This is a genomic window from Citrobacter sp. H12-3-2 (assembly GCF_009649895.1).
GTDB classification, from domain to species: domain Bacteria; phylum Pseudomonadota; class Gammaproteobacteria; order Enterobacterales; family Enterobacteriaceae; genus Citrobacter; species Citrobacter portucalensis.
Window position 1 is genome coordinate 3300839 of the sequence record NZ_CP045837.1, and the last position, 24981, is coordinate 3325819.

At 55.0% G+C, this 24981-nt stretch carries 24 protein-coding genes and 1 riboswitch; of the genes, 6 read left to right on the forward strand and 18 right to left on the reverse strand.

Annotation, left to right across the window (positions count from 1 at the left end):
* The 6 genes from GHC22_RS15880 to moaA form a co-directional block, all read right to left on the reverse strand.
* Entirely contained in the window at positions 1 to 705 is a 705-nt protein-coding gene (locus GHC22_RS15880; protein ID WP_003831536.1) for a Bax inhibitor-1/YccA family protein, read from the reverse strand.
* A 41-nt stretch (positions 706 to 746) separates the two neighbouring features.
* Positions 747 to 1199 (reverse strand): molybdopterin synthase catalytic subunit MoaE, encoded by a 453-nt coding sequence (gene moaE, locus GHC22_RS15885; RefSeq protein ID WP_153753481.1) that lies wholly within the window; start codon positions 1197 to 1199, stop codon positions 747 to 749.
* A 1-nt stretch (position 1200) separates the two neighbouring features.
* Entirely contained in the window at positions 1201 to 1446 is a 246-nt protein-coding gene (moaD, locus tag GHC22_RS15890) for a molybdopterin synthase sulfur carrier subunit (protein ID WP_003831530.1), read from the reverse strand.
* Positions 1439 to 1924: a cyclic pyranopterin monophosphate synthase MoaC gene (gene moaC / locus GHC22_RS15895; RefSeq protein ID WP_003035188.1), complete on the reverse strand. Its 486-nt coding sequence runs from the start codon at positions 1922 to 1924 to the stop codon at positions 1439 to 1441. Before moaC ends, moaD begins: the two co-directional genes overlap by 8 nt.
* 2 nt (positions 1925 to 1926) lie before the next feature.
* Positions 1927 to 2439, reverse strand: a complete 513-nt coding sequence (gene moaB, locus GHC22_RS15900; RefSeq protein WP_003035187.1) for a molybdenum cofactor biosynthesis protein B — start codon at positions 2437 to 2439, stop codon at positions 1927 to 1929.
* Positions 2440 to 2458: 19 nt separating this feature from the next.
* A complete protein-coding gene (moaA, locus tag GHC22_RS15905; protein WP_153753483.1) occupies positions 2459 to 3448 on the reverse strand; it encodes a GTP 3',8-cyclase MoaA in 990 nt (329 codons plus the stop codon).
* Positions 3436 to 3581: riboswitch (molybdenum cofactor riboswitch) on the reverse strand. It overlaps the preceding gene by 13 nt.
* A gap of 329 nt (positions 3582 to 3910) precedes the next feature.
* On the opposite strand from moaA, the gene yvcK reads away from it, so the two are divergent.
* Complete coding sequence (gene yvcK / locus GHC22_RS15910) at positions 3911 to 4819, forward strand: uridine diphosphate-N-acetylglucosamine-binding protein YvcK (protein ID WP_153753485.1); 909 nt, start codon at positions 3911 to 3913, stop codon at positions 4817 to 4819.
* A gap of 121 nt (positions 4820 to 4940) precedes the next feature.
* Here the strand turns inward: yvcK and uvrB are convergent, their stop codons facing one another.
* Positions 4941 to 6962, reverse strand: coding sequence for an excinuclease ABC subunit UvrB (gene uvrB / locus GHC22_RS15915; RefSeq protein WP_008784186.1), 2022 nt, complete (start codon positions 6960 to 6962; stop codon positions 4941 to 4943).
* Between the two features lie 768 nt (positions 6963 to 7730).
* Here uvrB and GHC22_RS15920 point away from each other — a divergent pair.
* The gene (locus GHC22_RS15920) at positions 7731 to 8453 is read left to right on the forward strand and encodes an ABC transporter ATP-binding protein (RefSeq protein ID WP_153753487.1); all 723 of its coding nucleotides are present in this window, start codon (positions 7731 to 7733) and stop codon (positions 8451 to 8453) included.
* On the opposite strand, the gene bioD is transcribed toward GHC22_RS15920, so the two are convergent.
* From bioD to bioB, 4 genes are read right to left on the reverse strand one after another with little or no spacing between them, the layout of a single operon-like run.
* Positions 8419 to 9117 (reverse strand): dethiobiotin synthase, encoded by a 699-nt coding sequence (bioD, locus tag GHC22_RS15925; protein ID WP_153753489.1) that lies wholly within the window; start codon positions 9115 to 9117, stop codon positions 8419 to 8421. The genes GHC22_RS15920 and bioD overlap by 35 nt on opposite strands.
* On the reverse strand, positions 9110 to 9865 hold the full coding sequence (gene bioC, locus GHC22_RS15930; protein ID WP_032942762.1) for a malonyl-ACP O-methyltransferase BioC: 756 nt from the start codon (positions 9863 to 9865) through the stop codon (positions 9110 to 9112). Before bioC ends, bioD begins: the two co-directional genes overlap by 8 nt.
* On the reverse strand, positions 9849 to 11006 hold the full coding sequence (gene bioF / locus GHC22_RS15935; RefSeq protein WP_153753491.1) for an 8-amino-7-oxononanoate synthase: 1158 nt from the start codon (positions 11004 to 11006) through the stop codon (positions 9849 to 9851). The genes bioC and bioF overlap by 17 nt, the downstream gene beginning before the upstream one ends.
* The gene (gene bioB / locus GHC22_RS15940) at positions 11003 to 12043 is read right to left on the reverse strand and encodes a biotin synthase BioB (RefSeq protein ID WP_008784180.1); all 1041 of its coding nucleotides are present in this window, start codon (positions 12041 to 12043) and stop codon (positions 11003 to 11005) included. Before bioB ends, bioF begins: the two co-directional genes overlap by 4 nt.
* A 76-nt stretch (positions 12044 to 12119) precedes the next feature.
* Between bioB and bioA the strand changes: the two genes are divergently transcribed.
* Entirely contained in the window at positions 12120 to 13409 is a 1290-nt protein-coding gene (bioA, locus tag GHC22_RS15945; RefSeq protein WP_153753493.1) for an adenosylmethionine--8-amino-7-oxononanoate transaminase, read from the forward strand.
* 57 nt (positions 13410 to 13466) lie between these two features.
* Complete coding sequence (locus GHC22_RS15950) at positions 13467 to 13943, forward strand: kinase inhibitor (RefSeq protein WP_008784178.1); 477 nt, start codon at positions 13467 to 13469, stop codon at positions 13941 to 13943.
* A gap of 95 nt (positions 13944 to 14038) precedes the next feature.
* Here the strand turns inward: GHC22_RS15950 and hutH are convergent, their stop codons facing one another.
* From hutH to hutI, 5 genes are all read right to left on the reverse strand, one after another.
* Entirely contained in the window at positions 14039 to 15559 is a 1521-nt protein-coding gene (gene hutH / locus GHC22_RS15955; RefSeq protein ID WP_100272738.1) for a histidine ammonia-lyase, read from the reverse strand.
* A gap of 1 nt (position 15560) precedes the next feature.
* Positions 15561 to 17246 (reverse strand): urocanate hydratase, encoded by a 1686-nt coding sequence (gene hutU / locus GHC22_RS15960; RefSeq protein ID WP_153753494.1) that lies wholly within the window; start codon positions 17244 to 17246, stop codon positions 15561 to 15563.
* Between the two features lie 136 nt (positions 17247 to 17382).
* Positions 17383 to 18102, reverse strand: a complete 720-nt coding sequence (locus tag GHC22_RS15965) for a histidine utilization repressor (RefSeq protein ID WP_003831502.1) — start codon at positions 18100 to 18102, stop codon at positions 17383 to 17385.
* Positions 18103 to 18189: 87 nt separating this feature from the next.
* Positions 18190 to 19131 carry a formimidoylglutamase gene (gene hutG, locus GHC22_RS15970; RefSeq protein WP_153753496.1) on the reverse strand — a complete coding sequence of 314 codons (942 nt, stop codon included), beginning with the start codon at positions 19129 to 19131 and terminating at the stop codon, positions 18190 to 18192.
* On the reverse strand, positions 19128 to 20351 hold the full coding sequence (hutI, locus tag GHC22_RS15975; RefSeq protein ID WP_153753498.1) for an imidazolonepropionase: 1224 nt from the start codon (positions 20349 to 20351) through the stop codon (positions 19128 to 19130). The genes hutG and hutI overlap by 4 nt, the downstream gene beginning before the upstream one ends.
* A gap of 224 nt (positions 20352 to 20575) precedes the next feature.
* On the opposite strand from hutI, the gene GHC22_RS15980 reads away from it, so the two are divergent.
* On the forward strand, positions 20576 to 21859 hold the full coding sequence (locus GHC22_RS15980; RefSeq protein WP_153753499.1) for a putative acyl-CoA thioester hydrolase: 1284 nt from the start codon (positions 20576 to 20578) through the stop codon (positions 21857 to 21859).
* Positions 21860 to 21941: 82 nt separating this feature from the next.
* Here the strand turns inward: GHC22_RS15980 and pgl are convergent, their stop codons facing one another.
* Entirely contained in the window at positions 21942 to 22937 is a 996-nt protein-coding gene (pgl, locus tag GHC22_RS15985) for a 6-phosphogluconolactonase (RefSeq protein WP_153753501.1), read from the reverse strand.
* Between the two features lie 165 nt (positions 22938 to 23102).
* Between pgl and GHC22_RS15990 the strand changes: the two genes are divergently transcribed.
* Positions 23103 to 23921 (forward strand): pyridoxal phosphatase, encoded by an 819-nt coding sequence (locus tag GHC22_RS15990; RefSeq protein ID WP_008784170.1) that lies wholly within the window; start codon positions 23103 to 23105, stop codon positions 23919 to 23921.
* Here the strand turns inward: GHC22_RS15990 and modC are convergent, their stop codons facing one another.
* The gene (gene modC, locus GHC22_RS15995) at positions 23922 to 24980 is read right to left on the reverse strand and encodes a molybdenum ABC transporter ATP-binding protein ModC (RefSeq protein ID WP_003831474.1); all 1059 of its coding nucleotides are present in this window, start codon (positions 24978 to 24980) and stop codon (positions 23922 to 23924) included. It lies immediately after the preceding gene.
* Position 24981: the final 1 nt, after the last annotated feature.

The following is a 24981-nucleotide window of genomic DNA, read 5'->3' on the forward strand; positions in this document are numbered from 1 at the left end:
TTAACGACGATTGCCGAAAATACGCAGCAGCATCAGGAACAGGTTGATGAAGTCCAGATACAGCGTTAAGGCCCCAAGAATCGCGTATTTACGCAGATTGGAGCTGTCTCGCAGGTCGATCTGCTCACCGATATTTTTCAGCTTCTGCGTGTCATAGGCGGTCAGACCGACAAACACTATCACCCCGATATAGGTCACCGCCCACATCAGCGCTTCGCTCTTCAGCCAGAAGTTAACCAGCGAAGCCAGCACAATACCGATCAGCGCCATAAACAGCATATTGCCGAAGCCGCTCAGGTCGCGCTTGGTGGTGTAGCCATACAAACTCATGATCCCGAACATCCCGCCAGTGACCACGAAGGTGCTGGCGATAGACGAGTAGGTATAGACAATAAAGATGCTTGATAGCGTCAACCCGGTTAATGCCGAATAGAGCATAAACAGCGTGGTCGCCATACCCGCGCTCAGCCTTTGCACCATGCCGGACAGAACAAACACCAGCGCCAGTTGAGCGATGATCAGGCCAAAGAAGGTGATTTTGCTGGAGAAGACAAACATCATCACCGCGGGCGTATTTGCCGCATACCAGGCGATAAACGCCGTCAGCAACAGTCCGCAGGTCATCCAGCCGTACACCTGCGCCATATACGTTTGCAGGCCGGAACGGGCCTGTACAATAGAATCGGATCGTGGGAATCGGTCCATGACAATCTCCTGAATCAGTATGAGCCTACAACAATTGTACTCTACCAGCGTTTTGCTGCTAGCTTATCACTGTCGCGGGCATCAACCCAGCGCTCACCTTCCGGCGTGGCCTCGCGCTTCCAGAACGGCGCGCGGGTTTTCAGGTAATCCATAATGAACTGCCCGGCATCAAACGCGCTGCTGCGATGCGCGCTGGTCACGCCAACAAAAACGATTTCGTCACCCGGCCACAGTTCGCCAATGCGATGGATCACCGTCACCCGACCCAGCGGCCAGCGCGAACGCGCTTCGTCGACAATCTCCGCCAGCGCTTTTTCGGTCATTCCCGGATAGTGTTCCAGCGTTAACGCCTTAACGCTGTCACCGAGATTGTAATTGCGGACTTTACCGGTGAAAGTGACTACCGCGCCGTCTTCATCGCGCTCTGCCAGCCAGGGATACTCATCCCCGACGCTGAACGGCGCATGACCAACAACAATTCGCGTTTCAGCCATTTTAGCCTCCGGTTACCGGCGGGAAGAAAGCGACTTCATCACCCGCGTTAAGAGGATGGTCAAAACTGACCAGCGTCTGATTCACCGCCGCCAGCAGCTTGCCGTCTTCCAGCGCCAGCGCCCAGCGATCGCTTTGCGCCGCCAGATGCTTGCGCAGCGCTTCTACCGTTGCAAACTCGGCGGCAACTTCTAACGCATCGGTGTTCACCAGTTCCCGTACCTGAGCAAAGAAAAGAACCTTAATCATGCGCATCCACCTTAAAATCACCCGATTTGCCGCCGCTTTTTGCCAGCAAACGCACCGGACCAATCACCATATCCTTTTGCACCGCTTTGCACATATCGTAGATGGTCAACGCCGCCACGGAGGCTGCCGTTAACGCTTCCATTTCAACGCCGGTTTTACCGGTCAGGCGACACAGCGTTTCAATACGTACGCGATTGTGCTCCGGCTCGGCGTGCAAATTGACTTCGACCTTGCTCAACATCAGTGGGTGACACAGTGGGATAAGATCCCAGGTCCGTTTGGCAGCCTGAATACCGGCAATACGCGCCGTGGCGAAAACATCACCCTTATGGTGACTGCCGTCGATGATCATCGCCAGCGTTTCGCTACGCATGGTTACAAATGCTTCTGCACGCGCCTCGCGTACGGTTTCCGCTTTGGCGGAGACATCCACCATATGCGCTTCGCCAGCGGCGTTAATATGAGTCAGTTGCGACATACTTATTTCTTCAAATGTGGGTGGAAATTACACGGACGCGTACGGGCATCAAGCTGCGGCGCAATGATATTTTCCCAGGCAGTACGACACGCTTTGGTCGAACCCGGCATGGCAAAAATCAGCGTTTTATTGGCCACCCCGGCAATCGCGCGGGATTGCAGCGTCGCGGTGCCAATCTCTTCAAACGACAGCATACGGAATACTTCGCCAAACCCTTCGACTTCTCTGTCGAACAGCGGTTGCAGCGCTTCCGGCGCCTGGTCCCCTTCGGTTAAGCCAGTGCCACCGGTAATGAGCACCACCTGTACATCGTCACTGGCAATCCAGGCAGAAACCTGGGCGCGGATGGCGTAGCGGTTCTCTTTGACAATCGCCTTATCGACAATCTGATGACCCGCTTCTTGCGCCGAGTCACGCAGATAATGGCCGGAGGTGTCATCTTCTTCGCCGCGACGGTTGGAAACAGTAAGAATAGCAATGCGTGTCGGGATAAATTCAGCGCTTACCTGACTCATGAAAAACTCCTTTTAGCGATCAGCCGCCAATGTAAGATAAGTTTTGCGTAATACCGGTATTGTTCTGATGCAGGAAATGGGTCTGCTTTTTCTCCAGCAGCGTGGCTGAAATACGTTCTTCCAGCGCCGGTTGCTGAGCATCGTCTTCCAGCAAATCACGCAGGCTTACGCCGCCTTCACCAAATAAACACAGATGAAGCTTGCCGACAGAGGAAACGCGCAGACGATTACAGGTGGCGCAGAAGTCTTTCTCATAAGGCATGATCAGACCAATTTCGCCAACATAATCAGGATGACAGAAAACCTGAGCCGGGCCGTCGCTACGCTGTCGGATCTGGTGGATCCAGCCGCGACGCAGCAGCTCATCGCGCAGTACCTGTCCTGAAATATGGTGTTTACGGAAGAGAGAGCTGCCCTCGCCCGTTTCCATCAGTTCAATAAAACGCAGTTGGATTGGTCGAGGTTGGATCCACGCCAGGAAGGTGTCCAGTTGATGATGGTTTACGTCGCGCATCAGCACGGTGTTGACTTTCACTTTTTCAAAACCGGCATCAAAGGCGGCATCAATGCCCGCCATCACCTGCTGAAACTTGTCCTGTCCGGTAATGGCGTGAAACTGACGGGCGTCGAGGCTGTCGACGCTGACGTTGAGCGCGGTCAGTCCGGCATCGCGCCAGGCGGCGGCATCGCGCGCCAGACGATAACCATTGGTGGTTACCGCAATCTGGCGAATGGCGTCGTTTTCGCGCACGGCGGCGATAATGTCAGTGAAGTCGCGACGCAGTGAAGGTTCGCCCCCCGTCAGACGCACTTTTTCCGTTCCCAGACTGGCGAACGCACGCGTGACACGGCGAATTTCATCAACGGTTAAAAAGCCGTTATTGGTGACCCCGCCGGGCTTATAGCCATCCGGCAGGCAGTAGGTGCAACGAAAGTTACACACATCGGTAATCGACAAACGTAAGTAGTAAAACTTACGTGCGAAAGCATCGGTAAGTTGAGAGCCCATGTACACCTTTCCAATTACGGGAGACGTAGTCATTTCTTCCTGCGCCCTGGTGACAAACTTTTTCAAGTCTTGTCACGGCCAAAGCACCGTATCATTTGACCCAGGTGCAGAGGCTAGAGTGTTTATACTCATCATACTTCGAGTTGCAGATGCGTTGGCTTACGGCAACTCAAATTTTTAAGAGTACTTTGTGGTTATGCCGATACTAGCGTGTAAATGGCGCTTTTGCCATGTACACTTTCGCTGTATAAATATGTATATAGCGACATGATCGTGCAATTTCGCTACAGAATAAGCAAAAATCACAGTTTTGCATTGATATACATCATCTTGCCATCAGGTGAGTGTCGTCAGAAAGGAGTAGATCGCAGAAAAAAATTACGGCAGATGCCGACTGGATAATTGCTGAAAACACGCTATTTACGTTACTGTAGCGCCGATCAATTGATATCAGGAAAATATATGCGCACTCGCACGCTGGCAGATTTGGACCGCGTTGTCGCTCTCGGCGGAGGGCATGGATTAGGACGCGTTCTCTCCTCTCTTTCCCCATTAGGTTCCCGCCTGACGGGTATCGTCACCACCACCGATAACGGCGGGTCGACAGGTCGTATTCGTCGCTCTGAAGGAGGGATTGCCTGGGGAGACATGCGTAACTGTCTGAACCAGCTAATTACTCAACCCAGCGTTGCATCCGCTATGTTTGAGTATCGTTTTGGCGGTAATGGCGAACTTTCCGGGCATAACCTCGGAAATCTAATGTTAAAGGCGCTCGATCACCTCAGCGTGCGGCCTTTGGAAGCTATCAATTTAATTCGTAGCCTGCTGAAAGTTGACGCACATTTAATTCCGATGTCGGAGCTGCCGGTGGATCTGATGGCCATTGATGACCAGGGACACGAAGTTTATGGCGAAGTGAATATCGATCAGCTCACCGTCCCACCTCAGGAACTGATGCTTTCGCCAAAAGTCCCGACTACACGGGAGGCCGTTGAGGCTATCGCTGAAGCGGATTTAATTTTGATAGGCCCCGGCAGTTTTTACACCAGCCTGATGCCGATTCTGTTACTCGATGAAATGTCACAGGCATTACGTCGCACACCGGCTCCGATGGTCTACATAGGCAATCTTGGGCGAGAATTAAGCCTGCCAGCAGCCAGCCTGACGCTTAGCGATAAGCTGGCCATTATTGAACAGTACGTCGGGAAGAAAGTGATTGATGCGGTGGTTGTGGGGCCGAAAGTGGATGCTTCCGCCGTTACCGACCGCGTTGTGATCCAGGAAGTGCTGGAAGCCAGCGATATTCCCTACCGTCATGACCGCCAGCTATTGCATAGTGCGCTGGAGAAAGCGGTGCAGGTGCTGGGCTGAACGGATTTGCCTGATGCGCTGCGCTTATCAGGCCTACAAAACGATTTGCTCCGGCATCCGGCCTACGTACGCTATCTACCCCGTAGGTCGGATAAGGGTTTACCCCGCATCCGACACCGCCTTACGATGCCGCAATAAACAACTCGCGCAACTGATGCAACTGGTCACGGATTGTCGCGGCCTCTTCAAATTCGAGATTCTGCGCGTGTTGCATCATCTGCCCTTCCAGCTCGTGAATCTTCTGCTGCAGCGCTTTTGGCGTCATATCCAGTTCGACAACCTCAGACTTCGCGCCTGCGCGTGACTTCCCTTTGCCTTTCGCTTTGGTCTTCGCAATATTCTGACCCAGCGCCAGAATATCGACCACTTTCTTGTTCAGCCCCTGCGGCGTAATACCGTGTTCTTCGTTATAGAGCTGCTGTTTCTCACGACGACGTTCGGTTTCACCAATCGCTTTAGCCATAGAGGCGGTAATTTTATCACCGTAAAGAATCGCCTTACCGTTGATGTTACGCGCCGCACGACCGATGGTCTGAATAAGTGACCGTTCAGAACGCAGGAACCCTTCTTTGTCTGCGTCCAGAATCGCCACCAGGGAGACCTCAGGCATGTCCAGACCTTCACGTAACAGGTTGATACCCACCAGCACGTCAAACTCGCCCAGACGCAGATCACGAATGATTTCCATACGTTCCACGGTATCGATGTCAGAGTGCAGATAACGCACCCGTTCACCGTGCTCTTCAAGATACTCGGTGAGATCCTCCGCCATCCGTTTGGTGAGCGTGGTGACCAGCACACGTTCGTTAATCGCCGCACGGGTGCGGATCTCAGATAGCAGATCGTCAACCTGCGTCGCCACCGGGCGCACCTCAATGACCGGATCCAGCAGGCCGGTCGGTCTTACGACCTGATCGACCACATCATCACCGGATTTCTCCAGCTCATAGTTGCCCGGCGTCGCCGAAACATAGATGGTTTGCGGGGCCAGCGCTTCAAACTCTTCAAATTTAAGCGGACGGTTATCCAGCGCCGACGGCAGACGGAATCCGTATTCGACCAGGGTTTCTTTACGCGCCCGGTCACCGCGATACATGCCGCCAATTTGCGGGATAGTCACGTGAGATTCATCCACCACCAGCAGGCCATCGGCAGGCAGGTAATCAAACAGCGTCGGCGGCGGCTCGCCCGGACCACGCCCGGACAGATAGCGGGAATAGTTTTCAATCCCCGAGCAGTAACCCAGCTCGTTCATCATTTCCAGATCGAACTGGGTACGCTGACTTAAGCGCTGTTCTTCCAGCAGTTTGTTATTAGCCAACAGGACTTTTCGCCGCTCTGCCAGCTCAACTTTAATTTCTTCCATCGCCTGTACAATACGTTCGCGCGGCGTCACGTAGTGCGTTTTAGGGTAGATAGTAAAGCGCGAAATAGTAGATTCGACCTGTCCGGTAAGCGGGTCAAACAGCGACAAACGTTCGACCTCTTCATCAAACAGTTCCACGCGCAACGCGATGTCGTCAGATTCCGCCGGAAATATGTCGATCACTTCACCGCGCACGCGGAAGGTCCCGCGCTGGAATGCCTGATCGTTGCGAGTATACTGCAGCTCCGCCAGACGACGCAGGATCGCGCGCTGGTCGATAATCATCCCCACCGTCAGGTGCAGCATCATTTTCAGGTACAGGTCCGGGTCACCCAGACCATAAATCGCGGAAACCGACGCTACGACGACGACATCCCGTCGCTCAAGCAACGCTTTGGTTGCTGACAGACGCATCTGCTCAATGTGTTCGTTAACCGAAGCATCCTTCTCGATGAAGGTGTCAGAACTTGGCACGTAGGCTTCCGGCTGATAATAGTCGTAGTAGGAGACGAAATACTCCACCGCGTTATCCGGAAAGAACTCTTTCATCTCACCGTACAACTGCGCGGCAAGCGTCTTATTGGGGGCCAGCACCATGGTAGGGCGCTGTAGGTCCGCAATCACGTTCGCGATGGTGAATGTTTTCCCCGACCCCGTCACCCCCAGCAACGTCTGATGCGCCAGACCATCCTCCAGACCTTCTTCCAGGCGACGTATCGCCTCAGGCTGATCGCCAGAGGGTTTAAAAGCGGAATTTAGTTTGAACGGTTTACTCATGAGCAGCTACCTGAAGCAATGGGCGGGCAGGTGTGTAATTTTACTCGCAGCAGTATATTTTGCCAGTAAAATATACTGGATGAAAAAACAGTAACGCGCCAGAATATTTCTGTTACGCCAGCAAAATGGCCGTGACTACAGGCTAAAATTTGTCCGCAGGCAAGATAAAACACCAGCAAAAATGTGTTATCCCCAAACCAATGACTTTTTTAACATTTGTCAAGCTACCCGATGAAAGTTTTGTGGCAACACATGACACTTCTGCGACAGCCATTGCATTTATCTAACACACTGTAATTTAATGACTATTATCTCAAGCCGTCTTTCGCATCAATTTAGTCGCAGGCCGCGTCTTCTCTCGCTTACCTTGTGTTTTCTAACTCTAATACACAAGGTTATCCACAGGAATAGTGGATAACTGCCTCCAGCCCGTACGGACTGTAGCCTGGCAAAAACGTCCTGATGATCTTTTCTGGTGGGATAAAAAAAAATTATCGCTATTTTTTGATATTTATCAGCTAACGAAGCGACCTGGGATGGCCGAGATCTTGCTCGCATTTTCATCATTTTCCTGCTTGCACCATCACAACGCCACCAGGCACTGACAATGTGCACACTGCGGCGCTCATCCACAACAAGCCGGATACCGCAACCCGCTCAATACGCTATTCTGCTGTATTTTCCCCTAATTCCGCTTCTGGCAAGAGATTTGCAGTTTTCTCCCGACCATCAGCCCGCGAGGCGGATATCATCATGAGGGAGAAATCTATGTTGAGTCTTCGTGCAGTGAATCACTATTACGGTAATCAACACTCGCTTTGGGATGTCGATCTCGACCTGTTGCCCGGCAAATGTACCGCCGTGCTGGGTCTTCCAGGGATGGGAAAAACCACGCTGGCCAATTGCATCATCGGTAATTTACCGATTGAGAGCGGAACCATGTTCTGGCATCAGGCTGGCGCACCACCTTGCGATCTGCTTCAGATTCCGGCGGCAAAGCGCATTGCGCTGGGTATTAACTGTGTATCACAGGAACGGCGAATTTTTTCGCAGCTGACGGTAGAGGAAAATCTGCACATTGCGCGCCAGGCGGTTGAGGAAAGCGAAGCGATGAACAGCAGCGATATTTACCGCCTGTTTCCGCAGCTGTTTGTACTGCGTCAGGCCAAAGGGGTGGCATTATCAGAGGAAAATCAGCACCTGCTTGCACTCGCCAGTGCGCTGGTCACTCGCCCGCGCCTGCTGATCCTCGATGAGCCGACGCGAGGAAGTGGCCAGGCGTATATCCACAAATTGGGGAATCTGATTGTGAGGCTAAGCCAGGAGCTTGGCATCGCCATTATGCTCGCGGAGCAGAGCCTGCCGTTTATTCGTCGGGTCGCCGACTGCTATTGCTTGTTACATCGTGGCCGCAACGTGGCTCAAGGACAAATAACACAATTCAGCGACCCGCTAATCAACAACTGGTGGATGCCAGAGACAAAACGCTAAGATCGATATAACGACCTGTCGATGCTCGTTCCGGCTCTTCTGCCAGCCAGGGTATTTCCCCCAGTAGCGGAGCCGCAAGCGCACGCTTTAGCGTCGCCATATATTCAGCATGACGCTTGCCAGGTGGCATCACATCATTGGCAACCCATCCGGCGAGCGTCAGCCCGGCCTGCTGCACCGCCTGGGCGGTCAAAATGGCATGGTTGATACAACCGAGCTTAACACCAACCACCAGAATCACCGGCAGTTGTTCCGCTTTTACCCAGTCAGAAAAACTCAGCGTTGGTGAAAGTGGCGTAAACCATCCGCCTGCGCCTTCCACCAATACCCAGTCAGCTTGTTCTTCAAGCAAGCGTAAACCCGCAGACATCACTGAAGCCTGAATGGGGCGTCCTTCGTCAGCACTGATGATATGCGGTGAGGTAGGTTCGGCGAAGGTATACGGATTGATGGCCGCATAATCCACTGCCACAACGCTGTTGCGCTGTAGAGCCAGCGCATCGCTGTTTCGCAGACCTTCAGCCGTCATTTCACTGCCTGACGCCACCGGCTTATAGCCGACCGTTCGCAACCCCAGCTGTCCCGCCGCCTGAAGCAACGCACAGCTGGCGATAGTTTTACCTACTTCGGTGTCCGTCCCGGTGACAAAATATGTGTTAGTCACGTTGAATCACTCCCAAAAAAAGATGATAGGTCAGCGGATATTTACCCTGCTGACAGGGCCAGGCGAGCTGTAACTGGCGCAACTGCGAGCGGGTCAGCACACGCTGCTCGCGTCCATCATGCAAATGCGTCGCGCCAATGCCCTTCAGCGAGCGCATGGCGCTCAGTGCATCATCAAACCACAGCGTGACGGCATGAGACTGGTATTCAACGTCCCAGCCGCACAGAGCGTTTTCCAGTTGCTCCACGGGCAAAAAACGGTTGGCATGCTCCCGGTCATCAACTGCTCGCCACGCCTGACGAAGTTCCGGCATCGACCCTTGCGCCAGCGTACTAAACGCCACCGCCCCGCCAGGACGCACCACCCGGTATAGCTCGCGTAACGCGCCGCGCAGGTCGTTGCACCACTGCACGGCCAGATTGCTCCAGGCCAGGTCGAAAGTGGCAGCGGCCTGCGGAATGGCTTCGATATCCGCCAGCAGATAGTGATGGGCGACATCGTGACGCTGCGCTTGCGTAAGCATTTGCGCCGACAGATCCAGCGCACAGACCTCGCTCCCCTGCTCCCGCCAGTAACGACTCATACGCCCAGGCCCACAGCCCGCGTCCAAAACCCGTGAGAACGCCCGGCCATTGAGTTGCGCCAGTAACGCATCGGCGCTCTGACGCTGAAGCTCCGCATGTTGCTCATAGTGCGTGGCCGCGCGACCAAACGCAGCGGCAATCGCCTGCTTATTGACCTGCGCCATGCAGCACCTCCAGTAAGTTGTCGATATCCTGGACTTCATGCGCCTGGGTCAGCGTAATCCGCAGCCTGGCCGTCCCAACCGGCACCGTCGGTGGACGAATCGCCGTCACCCAGCACCCCTGTTGCCGTAGCGTCTGTGCCAGTTGCAAGGCTTTATGATTGTCGCCAACGATCAGCGGTTGAATAGCGCTGTCTGAATGTGCCAGCGTCAAATCCGTAGTATTCACCCCTGCGCGAAAACGCTGGATCAGCATCGCCAGCTTTTCTCTGCGCTCATCGCCTTCGCGGCTGCGGATCACCGCCAGCGCGGCGCGCAAGGCCTGAGCCTGGGCTGGCGGCATGCTGGTGCTGTAGATCAGATGACGGGCAAACTGCAGCAGATAATCGGCCACGCTATCAGAACACAGGATCGCCGCACCGCTGACGCCGAACCCTTTGCCAAATGTCACCACCAACAGCTCAGGTTTCACCTGCTGTCGGGAGCACGAACCACGCCCTTCCTCACCGCTTACGCCAATCCCATGCGCATCATCCACCAGCAGCCACGCGCCCTGCCGTTTCGCCACCGCGTGGATTTCTGCCAGCGGCGCGCTGTCGCCATCCATGCTGAACACGCCTTCGGTGACCACCAGCTGCTGCCCCGGACAGGGGGCTGTCAGCAGACGATCCAGATGTTGCGAGTCGTTATGAGTAAAGCGACGTAACACGGCAGGGCTAAGACTGGCAGCCTCCAGCAGCGAGGCATGGCTGAGCCTGTCGGCAACAATCTTGTCATCTTTTCCCATCAGTGCGGCAATGACCGCCTGATTGGCGGCAAAACCAGAGATGAACAACAGCGCCCGGGAATAGCCGAGCCACTGCGCCAGCTCTTCTTCCAGCGCCTGATGAGCAACGGAATAACCGCTGACATGGCCCGAGCCGCCGCTGCCGACGCCAAAACGCTCAGCGCCCTGCTGCCACGCGCAGATAATCTGCGGATGGTGGCTTAAGCCGAGGTAGTCGTTGCTGGAGAAATTCAGATACTGGCGACCGTCGGCCTGCAGCCAGCGCCCGGCTCCCTGCGTCACTGCATAGCGCTGACGCAGGGCATCAGCACGACGACGCGCTGTTAGCGCATCGTCAATTTTTTGCTGCCAGGTCATACGGTTGCCGCGTTGTAGTAATCGTCGGTATCCGGGGTACGCAGCGCCTGCTCCAGACGTTGTTGCTGTTCGTTATCGCCCGCCAGTACCGCCGTTTGCTGCGGGTTAAGACCCAGCTTGCGAAATAACAGCAAATCCTTATCTTCGTTCGGGTTCGGAGTGGTCAGCAGTTTGCAGCCGTAGAAAATCGAGTTGGCCCCGGCCATAAAGCACATCGCCTGGGTTTGTTCGTTCATCTGCTCGCGCCCGGCAGAAAGACGCACGTATGAGGTCGGCATCATGATACGCGCCACGGCGATAGTACGAATAAAATCAAAAGCATCTACGTCGTCGTTATCGGCAAGCGGCGTGCCCTTCACTTTCACCAGCATGTTGATCGGCACACTTTCCGGCGGCGTCGGCAGATTCGCTAATTGCAGCAGCAGACCCGCGCGGTCGGTCACCGTTTCGCCCAGCCCAACAATCCCGCCGGAGCAAACTTTAATGCCCGCCTCGCGCACTTTATCCAGCGTATCCAGGCGCTCCTGGTACGAGCGGGTGGTGATGATATTGCCGTAAAATTCCGGCGAGGTGTCGAGGTTGTGGTTGTAGTAGTCCAGACCCGCATTGGCCAGGCGCTGGGCCTGAGATTCGTCCAGCGTGCCCAGCGTCATACAGGCTTCCAGCCCCAGTTCTTTCACGCCCTGAACCATTTGTTCCAGGTACGGCATATCGCGCTCATGCGGGTTCTTCCACGCCGCGCCCATGCAAAACCGCGTTGAACCGGCCTGCTTCGCCTTACGTGCCGAGTCCAGTACCTGTTCAACCTCCATCAACCGTTCTGTTTCCAGACCGGTTTTATAGCGGGAGCTTTGCGGGCAGTATTTGCAATCTTCCGGGCAAGCACCGGTCTTAATCGACAGCAGCGTACTAACTTGTACCTGCTGCGGATCGAAATGCTGACGATGAACCTGCTGCGCTTCAAACAGCAGATCCAACAGTGGTTTTTCAAATAATTCGGTGACTTGCGACATTGTCCAGCGAGAAGAATGAGCCATATTGGTATACGTTTCGTTGTTAGTTTGGTGTAGACTCGTAAACCTAAATCTTTTTAATTTGGTTTACAAGTCGATTATGACAACGGACGATCTTGCGTTTGACCAACGCCATATCTGGCACCCATACACCTCCATGACCTCCCCGTTGCCGGTTTATCCGGTGGCGCGTGCCGAAGGTTGCGAACTGATCTTAGCCAGCGGTGAGAAGCTGATTGACGGCATGTCATCCTGGTGGGCGGCAATCCACGGTTACAATCACCCGCAGCTGAACGCCGCGATGAAAACGCAGATTGATGCCATGTCGCATGTGATGTTTGGCGGCATTACCCATGCCCCGGCCATTGCGCTGTGCCGCCAGTTGGTGGCGATGACGCCAGAGGCGCTGGAGTGCGTTTTTCTCGCGGATTCAGGGTCGGTCGCAGTAGAAGTTGCAATGAAAATGGCGCTGCAATACTGGCAGGCTAAAGGCGAATCCCGCCAGCGTTTCCTGACATTTCGTAACGGTTATCACGGTGATACCTTCGGCGCGATGTCGGTCTGCGATCCTGACAACTCAATGCACAGTCTGTGGAAGGGGTACCTGCCGGAGAACCTGTTTGCCCCTGCCCCACAAAGCCGCATGGCCGGCGAGTGGGACGAACTGGATATGGTGCCTTTTGCCCGTCTGATGGCCGCGCATCGCCACGAAATTGCGGCGGTGATCCTAGAGCCAATCGTACAGGGCGCTGGCGGTATGCGCATGTATCATCCCGAATGGTTAAAACGCATCCGTAAGATGTGCGACCGTGAAGGGATCCTGCTGATTGCCGATGAAATCGCCACCGGATTTGGTCGTACAGGCAAGCTGTTTGCCTGCGAGCATGCCGACATCACTCCGGACATTTTATGCCTGGGCAAAGCGTTAACCGGCGGAACAATGACCCTTTCTGCAACCCTCACCACCCGCCAGGTTGCGGAAACCATCAGCAACGGTGAAGCCGGATGCTTCATGCACGGCCCGACCTTTATGGGCAATCCGTTGGCCTGCGCCGTCGCCTCCGCCAGCCTGTCGTTAATCGAAACCGGCGAGTGGCGCACGCAGGTAGCGGCCATTGAAGCGCAACTGCGGGCAGAACTCGCCCCGGCGGTAGATTCCTGCTGGGTCGCGGACGTACGCGTGCTCGGCGCCATCGGCGTCATCGAAACCACGCATCCGGTGAATATGGCAGCGTTACAGAAGTTCTTTGTCGAACAGGGCGTGTGGATAAGACCGTTTGGCAAGCTCATCTACCTGATGCCGCCGTACATCATCCAGCCCGATCAGTTGCGTCGCCTGACGCAGGCCGTGAACGAGGCTGTGCGCAATGCAACATTTTTTAGCGATTAATCAGCGGTAAGCTCTACGGTTTCTGGCTACACTTTTTGGCTAACGAGAGGAGTCAGCATGAAACTAATCAGTAACGATCTGCGCGATGGCGATAAGCTTGGGCATCGCCACGTCTTTAACGGCATGGGGTATGACGGGGATAATATTTCCCCGCATCTGGCGTGGGATGACGTACCCGCAGGAACCAAAAGCTTTGTCGTGACCTGCTTTGATCCTGATGCGCCAACCGGCTCCGGCTGGTGGCATTGGGTGGTGGTAAATCTGCCGGCTGATACCCGCGTACTACCACAAGGATTCGGCTCCGGGCTGGTTGCGCTGCCGGATGGGGTGATTCAGACCCGTACAGATTTTGGTAAAGCTGGTTATGGCGGCGCTGCGCCGCCGAAGGGTGAAACCCACCGCTATATCTTTACGGTTCACGCCCTGGATGTGGAGCGTATTGATGTCGATGAAGGTGCCAGCGGCGCGATGGTTGGATTTAACGTCCATTTCCACTCGCTCGCCAGCGCTTCGATTACGGCGATGTTTAGCTAAGCTGTGTTGAGCCGGATGTCGGTTTCGCCTCATCCGGCCTACAAAGCAGACCGTAGGCCTGATAAGACGCGTCAGCGTCGACATCAGGCAATTTTCTACAGAAATTCAGGCAACAATTTCAGCAACGTTCCTTGCGCTAACAGCTCGGTCGCGCACTCAATATCCGGGGCAAAAAAGCGATCCTGCGTGTAGTGGGCAACCTGCTCGCGCAGCGCCTGTCGCGCCTGCTCCAGCAACGGACTGGAGGTTAACCCTTCACGCAGGTCAATCCCCTGACACGCCGCCAGCCACTCCACGGCAATCACGCCGCGCGTATTTGCTGCCATCTCCCACAGTCTGCGCCCCGCCGCCGGAGCCATAGAAACATGATCTTCCTGGTTAGCAGATGTCGGCAAGCTGTCCACGCTGTGCGGATGCGCCAGCGCTTTGTTCTCGCTCGCCAGCGCGGCGGCAGTTACCTGAGCAATCATAAAGCCGGAGTTAACCCCGCCATTTTTCACCAGGAACGGCGGCAACTGCGACATATGTTTGTCCATCATCAGCGCAATGCGCCGCTCTGACAACGAGCCGATTTCCGCAATCGCCAGCGCCAGATTATCTGCCGCCATCGCCACCGGTTCAGCATGGAAATTCCCACCGGAGATCACATCGCCCTCTTCGGCAAACACCAGCGGGTTGTCGGAAACCGCGTTGGCCTCAACCAGCAGGACATCCATCACCTGGCGCATTTGTGTCAGACATGCCCCCATCACCTGTGGCTGACAGCGCAGAGAATACGGATCCTGAACTTTTTCACAGTTATGATGCGACTGCGAAAGCGCGCTGGAGTCGGTCAACACATGACGGTACAGCGTTGCGGCATCAATCTGCCCACGCTGCCCTCGCGCGGCATGAATACGGGCGTCAAACGGACGACGGGAGCCCAGCACGGCTTCTGTGGTCAGCGCCCCGCACACCGTCGCAGACGCAAACAGTTCCTGAGCTTCAATTAACCCGCGCAGTGCAAAGGCGGTGGAAGCCTGAGTGCCGTTGAGCAGCGCCAGTCCCTCTTTCGCCTCCAGCGTGATCGGCTCCAGTCCGGCCTTTTTCAGCGCGTCGGTAGCCGGGAGCCATTCCCCCTGCCAGCGCGCTTTACCTTCGCCCAGTAGCGTCAACGACATATGTGCCAGCGGCGCCAGGTCGCCCGATGCGCCCACCGACCCTTTCGCCGGGATCAGTGGATATACCTCGGCATTCACCAGCGCAATCAGCGCTTCAATCACGCTCAAACGAATGCCGGAAAAACCGCGCGCCAGGCTGTTGATTTTCAGCACCATAATCAGGCGAACCATTGCGTCATCCAGCGCCTCGCCAACGCCTGCCGCATGGGAAAGCACCAGCGAACGCTGTAAATTCTGCAAATCTTCCGTGGCGATACGGGTCTGAGCCAACAGGCCAAAGCCGGTATTAATGCCATACGCCGTACGGCCTTCTGCGACAATATTATTGACGCAGGCGACGCTGGCGTTGATTGCATCAATCGCCCCGGCATCCAGGTTCAGTTTGACCGGCTGCTGCCAGATTTCACGTAGCTGGGTAAAACTCAGATGGCCCGGCGTGAGTGTCATGGTGTTCATATCAGCGTTTCTCCTGCGTCGCAGCAATCATTGGCAAATTCAGCCCTTCTTCAACGGCGCACTCCACCGCAATGTCATACCCGGCGTCGGCGTGGCGCATCACCCCGGTAGCCGGATCGTTATGTAATACCCGGGCGATGCGCGCCGCGGCTTCATCGGTGCCATCGCAAACAATCACCATCCCGGCATGCTGAGAGAAGCCCATGCCAACCCCGCCGCCGTGATGAAGCGACACCCAGGTCGCGCCGCTGGCGGTGTTAAGCAGCGCGTTCAGCAGCGGCCAGTCGGATACGGCGTCTGAACCGTCGCGCATAGCTTCTGTTTCGCGGTTTGGGCTGGCAACAGAACCGGAGTCCAGATGATCACGGCCAATAACAATCGGCGCGGATACTTCACCGCAGCGCACCATTTCATTAAACGCCAGCCCCAGCTTTTGTCGCCACTCCAGGCCGACCCAGCAGATACGCGCTGGTAAGCCCTGGAAGTTAATCCGCTCACGCGCCATATCCAGCCAGTGATGAAGGTGCTTATCATCAGCCACGATCTCTTTCACTTTGGCATCTGTCTTATAAATATCCTGCGGATCGCCCGACAGCGCCACCCAACGGAACGGGCCTATACCGCGACAGAACAGGGGGCGAATATAAGCAGGTACGAAGCCGGGGAAATCAAAGGCGTTTTCCACGCCCATCTCTTTGGCCATCTGGCGAATGTTGTTGCCGTAATCAAACGTCGGCACACCCATTTTGCTAAACGCCAGCATCGCCTCAACGTGCGTTGCCATTGAACGTTTCGCCGCCTGCACCGTGCCCTGGGGATCGGACACCGCTTTTGCCTGATACTCTTCCCAACTCCAGCCGCACGGCAGATAACCATGCAGCGGATCGTGGGCGCTGGTCTGGTCGGTGACCATATCCGGGCGCACACCGCGCTTCACCAGTTCCGGCACAACGTCGGCGGCATTAGCACACAGCGCAATGGACACAGCTTTACCCTCGCGGGTGTATTTGTCGATACGCGCCAGCGCATCGTCAAGCGATGTCGCCAGCTCGTCGACATAACGGGTACGCAGACGGAAATCAATTCGGCTTTGCTGGCATTCAATGTTCAGCGAACACGCACCCGCAAGTGTAGCGGCTAGCGGTTGTGCTCCGCCCATGCCGCCCAGCCCGGCGGTCAGCACCCAGCGTCCGCTGAGGTTACCCTGATAATGCTGACGCCCGGCCTCAACGAAGGTTTCATAAGTCCCCTGCACGATGCCCTGGCTGCCGATGTAGATCCAGCTCCCGGCGGTCATCTGGCCGTACATCGCCAGCCCTTTGGCATCCAGTTCGTTGAAGTGTTCCCAGGTAGCCCAATGTGGCACCAGGTTGGAGTTGGCAATCAGCACGCGCGGTGCGTTGTCGTGAGTTTTGAATACGCCTACCGGTTTACCAGACTGGACCAGCAGAGTTTCATCGGTCTCCAGTTTAGTCAGCGCGTTGACGATGGCGTCATAACATTCCCAGTCACGCGCGGCGCGGCCAATCCCACCGTATACCACCAGCTCATGCGGATTTTCCGCCACATCGGGATCCAGATTATTCATTAACATGCGCAGCGGCGCTTCGGTCAGCCAGCTTTTGGCCGTTAAGGTGGTGCCGCGTGGGGCACGAATATCCTGCTGACGATATTTGCTATGGGACATGACAGAAAACTCCTCGCGAACGTCGGATAGATAAGAAACATATACTTGTCTATACAAGTCATCGCAAGGGTGATTTTAACAATTAGGATACATTTTTATTATATTGCGTCAGCAATCACGGTTTTCATGTCCTGTATCAGGACATAAACCGTCCTTGCAGGCGATAGCGGGAACCCGGGAACAGCAAACGGGCATGAGAGACTATGGACGACGCAGACCAGGTCTTACGGCGAATCAGCAGGCAGGGATCGTGTTCTTTGATATTCAGCAGCGCGCACTCTTCAGCGCTGGCACGTACCGCTTCAACAATATGCTCACCTTCCGTTAAAGGGGCTATCAACGACAGGTATGCGTGCGGTGTAGTCTGGCTGTAATCCTGCGCCAGATACTCCGGCACAATTTCGGCATTCACGCAGCGATCTTCTATCTGTACCGGCAGGTCGTTCTCGTAGTGCACCATGACAGAGTGAAAAATGGAGGTGCCTTCTTTGACATTTAACACCAAAGCCTGCTGGGCGTTGGCCTGGGTTTTTTCCAGCGTCAGCACTTCGCACCGGTGCTGATGCTGACGGGCGTTGATTTCATCCGCTATGCTGCGGATTTCAAACAGCGCGGACTGGCCTTTGGGCTCGGCGACAAACGTCCCCACGCCCTGCAAACGCACCAGTAAACCTTCATCCGTTAACTCACGTAGCGCCCGGTTGATGGTCATGCGGCTGAAACCATACTGCGCCACCAGTTCTGCCTCAGACGGAATGCGATCGTGAGGCTGCCAGATACCGCTGGCAATTTTTTCGCTGATCTCCTGTTTGACCTTTTCGTAAAAAGGAGCCGGAGCAGAACGGGATGGGAGCATGCGTGAGCCTTCCTTAAGCTGAAAATGTGAGTGGGTAGAGTTTACAGGCATTACCCGAGCCTGATAAGCGCAACGCCATCAGGTATATCAGTGCCACCAGTGGGCGATTTGCCAGCCTAATCGCGCCGCCACGCGTGCTGCTCTGCCATCATCGTCAAAGCGTGGATTAAATTCAACTATATCCACCGCCAGGAGTTTACCGCTACGACACAGAGGCTCAATCAGTCTCAGCAGCGTCGCCAACGGTACGCCAAGCGCGGCGGGGGCCGACACGCCGGGCATTTCCCACACCGGCAGCACGTCGAGGTCGATTGTCAGATAGATGACATCCAGATTGGCAATGAACTGCGCTAACTGCGCCTGCGCCGTATCACAATGCAGATCCTCCACCACGGTAACACCGAGCCGCTGGGCCTCATCCCACAACGCCTGGGTGTTTGCCGCCCGACTAACGCCGATACAGGCATAGTGAAATTCACGCTGCTGTTCATCGCAAAGCTGCGCCAACTGGCGAAATGGCGTACCGGATGTAGCTTGTTCAGCTTTGCGCAAATCGAGATGCGCATCGAAGTTGACTATCCCCACTTTCGCCTGCGGGAACGCATCCAGTACGCCCGCGCCGTGCGCAAAGGCAGTTTCGTGTCCCCCGCCCAAAACAAAGGTACGCATGTTCTCGTGCTGACAGCGCTGTACCGCATTGCGTAACGCCTGCTGCGCGCCCTCAAGATCGGGAGCCTGCGCCACAATATTTCCCAGATCCACCAGTCGATTGTGCCCATCATGACTGGCTAAATTCGCCAACGCCTTGCGCAGCACATCGGACGCTCCGGCGGCGCCCGTGCGCCCCTGATTGCGTTTAACGCCTTCGTCGCAGGCAAACCCGAGTAACGCTATCTGCTCGCGGTACATTTCTGGGCTAAACGTCTGGCTCAGGGTGATAGTCTGAAACAGGCGCAGCGCATTCGGCGATTCGGCGCGGTCATCACGTCCCTGCCACAGCGCAGGTGAGGCTGGTTGCCAGTTGGTCATGCTATTTGTCCTTTGAATACGCGTTGGTAGAGCGGATTGCGCCCGGGTTCATACAGGATCTCGACCGGGAGGGTTGCATCCCACACCACAAAATCGGCCACAAACCCGGCCTTCAATTGACCGTGGGTGGCATGACGCCCCAGTGCCCGGGCCGCATGACGGGTTACGCCCGCCCATACTTCTTCCGGCGTTAGGCCAAACTGAACGCAGGCCATATTCATCGCCCAGTGCAGGCTGATAAACGGACTGGTACCGGGGTTAAAATCTGTCGCTACCGCCATCGGTACCTGATATTGACGCAGCAACGCTACCGGTGGGCGCTGCTGCTCTTTGAGGAAATAGAATGCGCCGGGCAGCAGCACACCGACCGTACCGCTTTGGCTCATCGCCGCTACACCCGCTTCATCGAGGTATTCAATATGATCGGCGGATAGCCCTTGGTAGCGGCTTACCAACTGTGCGCCGCCAAGCAATGACAGTTGTTCGACATGGCCTTTAATCGGGATGCCCAGCGCCTGTGCAGCCTGAAACACCCGCTCACTCTGCGCCAACGAAAAACCAACGCTTTCACAGAACAGATCGACGGTCTCAAACAGCCCTTGTTCCCACAATTGCGGCAAAATGGTCTCACACACCAGCGTAATATAGCCGTCAGGATCATCCCGGTATTCCGCTGGAGTTGCATGCGCGGCCAACAGCGTCGGGCTGATTTCAACGATACTCTCTGCCGCCAGCGCTGCCACCACGCGCAATATTTTCTCTTCTGTCGGCAAATCCAGGCCGTAGCCGGATTTTATTTCCAGCAGCGTAACACCTTCTTTGATCAGCTGTTCCATCCGCTGATGGGCTACGTGTAAGAGTTGTTCATCCGTGGCGCTGCGGGTCGCCGATACGGTGGCATTGATCCCCCCACCCTGAGCGCTTATCTGCTGGTAGGAGACACCATTTAGCCGCTGCTCCCACTCACCTGCGCGGTTTCCGCCAAAGACCAGATGCGTATGGCAATCAATCAGGCCAGGCGTAATCAGCCTGCCCTGCATATCAAGAGTATTGTCATGCGTGAGATATAACGATGATTCCGGGACGATATCGCGAATCTTGCCCTGGCGGACGATCAGCGCGTGACCGTCCAACAGCCCATATGGGGTACCACGTTCAGGGTCCATAGTCGCCAGACGAACATTGCGCCAGATAACATCATCAGGGAAGAATTGCTGCATTCGACTCACCACTTGTCATAGGTTGTATAGACATTTATTTTTGATTATAGGGATGTTGTCAACCTGAAGAACCATAATTGTTATCTATTTGTGATATAAAGACTCTCCGCGCCAGACATTGCTGCGATAAAAAACAACTTTTTACCTTTTCGCCTTCCCGTTTCGCTCAACTTAGTATAAAAAAGCAGGCTTTAATGGATAACTTTCAAAGCCCGGAGCAACCTGTGAACATATCATCAGTTTCCCGTCTGGCGCTGGCAATGGCTTTTGGCGTGACGCTGACCGCCTGTAGCTCTACGCCGCCCGATCAAATTCCTTCCGATCAAACCGCGCCAGGAACCTCTTCGCGCCCGATTTTGTCGGCCAATGAAGCGAAAAACTTCGTTACTGCGCACTATTTTTCCGCGCTGACGCCAAACACCGCGCCGTGGAGCCCTTCTTCTATTTCTCTGCCTGCACAGCCTGACTTCGTCGTTGGCCCGGCAGGGACTCAGGGCGTCACCCATACCAGCATTCAGGCCGCTGTTGATGCAGCAATCATCAAACGTACTAACAAACGTCAGTACATCGCGATTATGCCAGGCGAGTACCAGGGTACGGTATATATCCCGGCAGCAACAGGTAGCCTGACGCTGTACGGCATGGGCGAAAAACCGCTTGATGTGAAAATTGGCCAGGCCATTGACGGTGAAATGAGCACCGCGGACTGGCGTCGTACGGTGAACCCAGCCGGTAAATACATGCCGGGTAAACCTGCGTGGTATATGTTTGATAATTGCCAGAACAAACGCGGCACGAATATTGGCGTGATGTGTTCTGCTGTCGTCTGGTCGCAAAACAACGGGTTGCAATTGCAGAACCTGACCATCGAAAACAACCTGGGTGACAGCGTTGATGCGGGTAACCACCCGGCCGTTGCACTGCGTACCGATGGCGATAAAGTGCAGATCAACAAGGTCAATATCCTTGGCCGCCAGAATACCTTCTTCGTGACCAATAGCGGCGTACAAAACCGTCTGGAAAACGATCGTCAGCCGCGTACGCTGGTTACCAACAGCTACATTGAAGGCGATGTGGATATCGTTTCCGGTCGCGGTGCCGTAGTGTTCGATAACACCGATTTCCGCGTAGTGAACTCCCGTACCCAGCATGAAGCCTATGTATTCGCACCGGCTACCCTGTCAAACATCTACTACGGTTTCCTGGCGATTAATAGTCGCTTCACGGCAAGTGGCGATGGCGTGGCGCAGTTAGGCCGCTCGCTGGATGTCGATTCCAACACTAACGGTCAGGTCGTGATTCGTGACAGCGTGATTAACGAAGGCTTTAACATGGCAAAACCATGGGCTGACAGCGTTATCGCAAAACGCCCGTTTGCCGGTAATACCGGTGCGGAAGATGACAAAGGTGAAATCCAGCGTAACCTGAACGACACCAACTTCAACCGTATGTGGGAATACAACAACCGCGGTATCGGTAGCAAAGTGGTTGCTGAACCTAAGCAGTAAACGTCATTCTCTGATGTAAACCCGGCAGATTCATGCTCTGCCGGGCAATGTGCCGGATACTCATCCGGCATTAGACGCAATATTAGTACGCGTTAACAACCACCCACATCGGGCCTTGTCCTACCGCGTAACGACCTTTCTCCGTCAACAGTCCTTGTTCGCCAGCAATCTCGTATACCGCGATATGGTGCGATTTTTGTCCGGCTGCAATCAGGTATTTACCTCTGTTATCGATATTAAAACCGCGTGGCTGAGTTTCGGTAGGTTGGAAACCTTCTTTGGTCAACACGCTGCCATCTTCAGAGACGCTAAAGACCGTAATCAGGCTGGCGGTGCGATCACAGGCATACAGATGACGACCATCCGGTGTGATGTGAATATCTGCTGCCCAACGGGTATCCGCGAAATCAGCAGGCATCATATCCAGCGTCTGCACACACTCAATCTTGCCGTACGGATCTTTCAGCTCCCAGACATCAACAGAGCTATTCAGCTCGTTCACGCAGTAGGCATATTGCTTATTCGGATGGAACGCCATATGACGCGGGCCCGCGCCTTCAACGGTAGTCACTTCAGCCGGTTCCTGCGCAACCAGATGGCCATCATCGCTAACGTCAAACAGGCAGATACGATCCTGTTTCAACGCCGGAACCCACAGGGTACGGTTATCCGGAGAGATGTTGGCTGAGTGGCAACCATCCAGACCTTCTACCACGTCAACCAGTTCCACCGGCAGGCCATCTTCCAGACGCGTGACGCTCACGCTACCCGCGTTATAAGAGCCAACGAACACGAAACGTCCCTGATGATCGGTAGAAATATGCGTCGGGCTACCCGTCAGCGCAGACTCTGCCGCGAAGGTCAGCGCTCCGTCATCAGGCGCAATACGATAAGCCAACACGCGAAACTCCGGGCGCACACCAACATAGAGGTAACGCTTATCCGGGCTGACGACCATCGGCTGTACCTGACCCGGTACATCAACCACCTGCGTCAGCGTCAGAGAACCATCGTGATTCAGGCTCCAGACGTGGATTTGCTGACTTTCAGGGCTGGCGGTATAAACGGTTTGCTTCATGAATACTCCTTTGCTTTTTGGCAGGTGGCTGCAATTGCCTGACACACGCCTAAGGTAGACGCTTTTAACGGTGAATGCTTAATTAAGGCTCAGAATTTTGTCCGGCTCCCGTCTCGGTGTACCATTCCAGCAGACAAAATTCTCAACCTTAATCTGGAAAAAACTATGACCGCACGCGTGATTGCCCTGGATTTAGACGGTACCCTGTTGACCCCGAAAAAAACCTTGCTGCCATCCTCTCTCGAAGCGCTCTCGCGCGCCAGAGAAGCAGGCTACCAACTTATCATTGTCACAGGTCGCCATCACGTTGCTATTCATCCTTTTTATCAGGCACTGGCGCTGGATACACCTGCAATTTGCTGTAACGGTACCTACTTGTATGATTATCAGGCAAAAAAGGTACTGGAATCCGATCCCCTCCCGGTTGACCAGGCATTACAGCTGATCGAAATGCTGGATGAACATCAGATCCACGGGCTGATGTATGTGGATGAGGCCATGCTGTATGAGCGCCCAACCGGGCATGTGGTGCGTACCGCTAACTGGGCACAAACTCTGCCGCCGGAACAGCGCCCGACCTTCACCCAGGTTCCTTCGCTGGCGCAGGCCGCGCATGACGTTAACGCCGTCTGGAAATTTGCCCTGACCGATGAAGATATTCCGAAATTGCAGCAGTTTGGTCGGCACGTCGAGCAACAGCTGGGGCTGGAGTGTGAATGGTCCTGGCACGATCAGGTCGACATTGCCCGTAAAGGCAACAGCAAAGGACGACGCCTGACCCAGTGGATTGAAGCACAGGGCGGGTCAATGGAAAACGTGATTGCCTTTGGCGATAACTTTAACGACATCAGCATGCTGGAAGCCGCAGGTACCGGGGTGGCGATGGGCAACGCGGATGACGCGGTCAAAGCCCGCGCCAACATCGTGATTGGTGACAATACCACAGACAGCATTGCGAAATTTATCTACTCCCACCTGCTGTAATCAGGCGGTAATCGATACGCTCTTAATTTGCGCGTACAGCCACAGGCCAGGTTTGATACCCAGTTCATCCCTGGCCCACGGGCTGATCCTTGCCCACAGCGTCTTACCGCCCACCTCAAGCTGAACTTCCACCTGACCGTTATCGTCATAACATTGCGCGACTTTTGCCCGGAGAACGTTACGAATACTGGTCTGCTGGGGTGGTTGGAGCACCAGTGAAACATCAGATGCCTGAATACGAATACGCAGCGCGGTTTGCAGCGGTTGCTCCAGCTTATTGACCCACAGATGCTGATCGCCGAGCGCCAGCGCGGTCATCGCATAGTGTGGATGATGTTCCAGCACGCTGACTTTCAGAATACTGCTTTGCTGTTCCTTAGGCAGCCAGGGGTGCATCACGCTGCTACCCCAGACATCTTCCAGCGAACCAAACGCTTTGACCTGCCCGTTCTCCAGCACCATCACTTTATCCGCCAGGTGCAAAATCTCATCAAGCGAGTGGCTGACATACAGCATCGGAATATTGATTTCACGTGCAAGGCGTTGCAGGTAAGGCAGCAGTTCGCGTTTACGCGGTATATCCAGTGAGGCTAACGGCTCATCAAGCAGCAATAACTCAGGCGCGGTCAGCAGCGCCCGACCGATGGCGACACGCTGCTTTTCACCGCCAGAAAGACCGCCAGGCAGACGGTCAAGCAGCGGTTCAATGCCCAACAACGCCACCAGCTTATCAAACTGTCCGGCCATGCTTTTCGCCATTCCGTAACGCAGGTTGCCGCGCACTTTATAGTGCGGGAACAGGCGCGCATCCTGGAAAACATAGCCCACCCGGCGTTTTTCCGGCGTTAAACAGATACCGTTCTCGACGTCGTTTAAGACCCGACCGTTGAGCACGATGCGTCCGGACTGCGGCTGCGTCAGGCCGCTGATGGCGTTAATCAGTGAGGTTTTGCCCGCGCCGGAAACGCCAAAAATAGCGGTGATGCCGCTGGCTGGCAGCGTTTCGTTGAGCGTCAGGCAATGCGTCCCCAGCGTCTGGGAGAAATTGAGTTCCAGCATA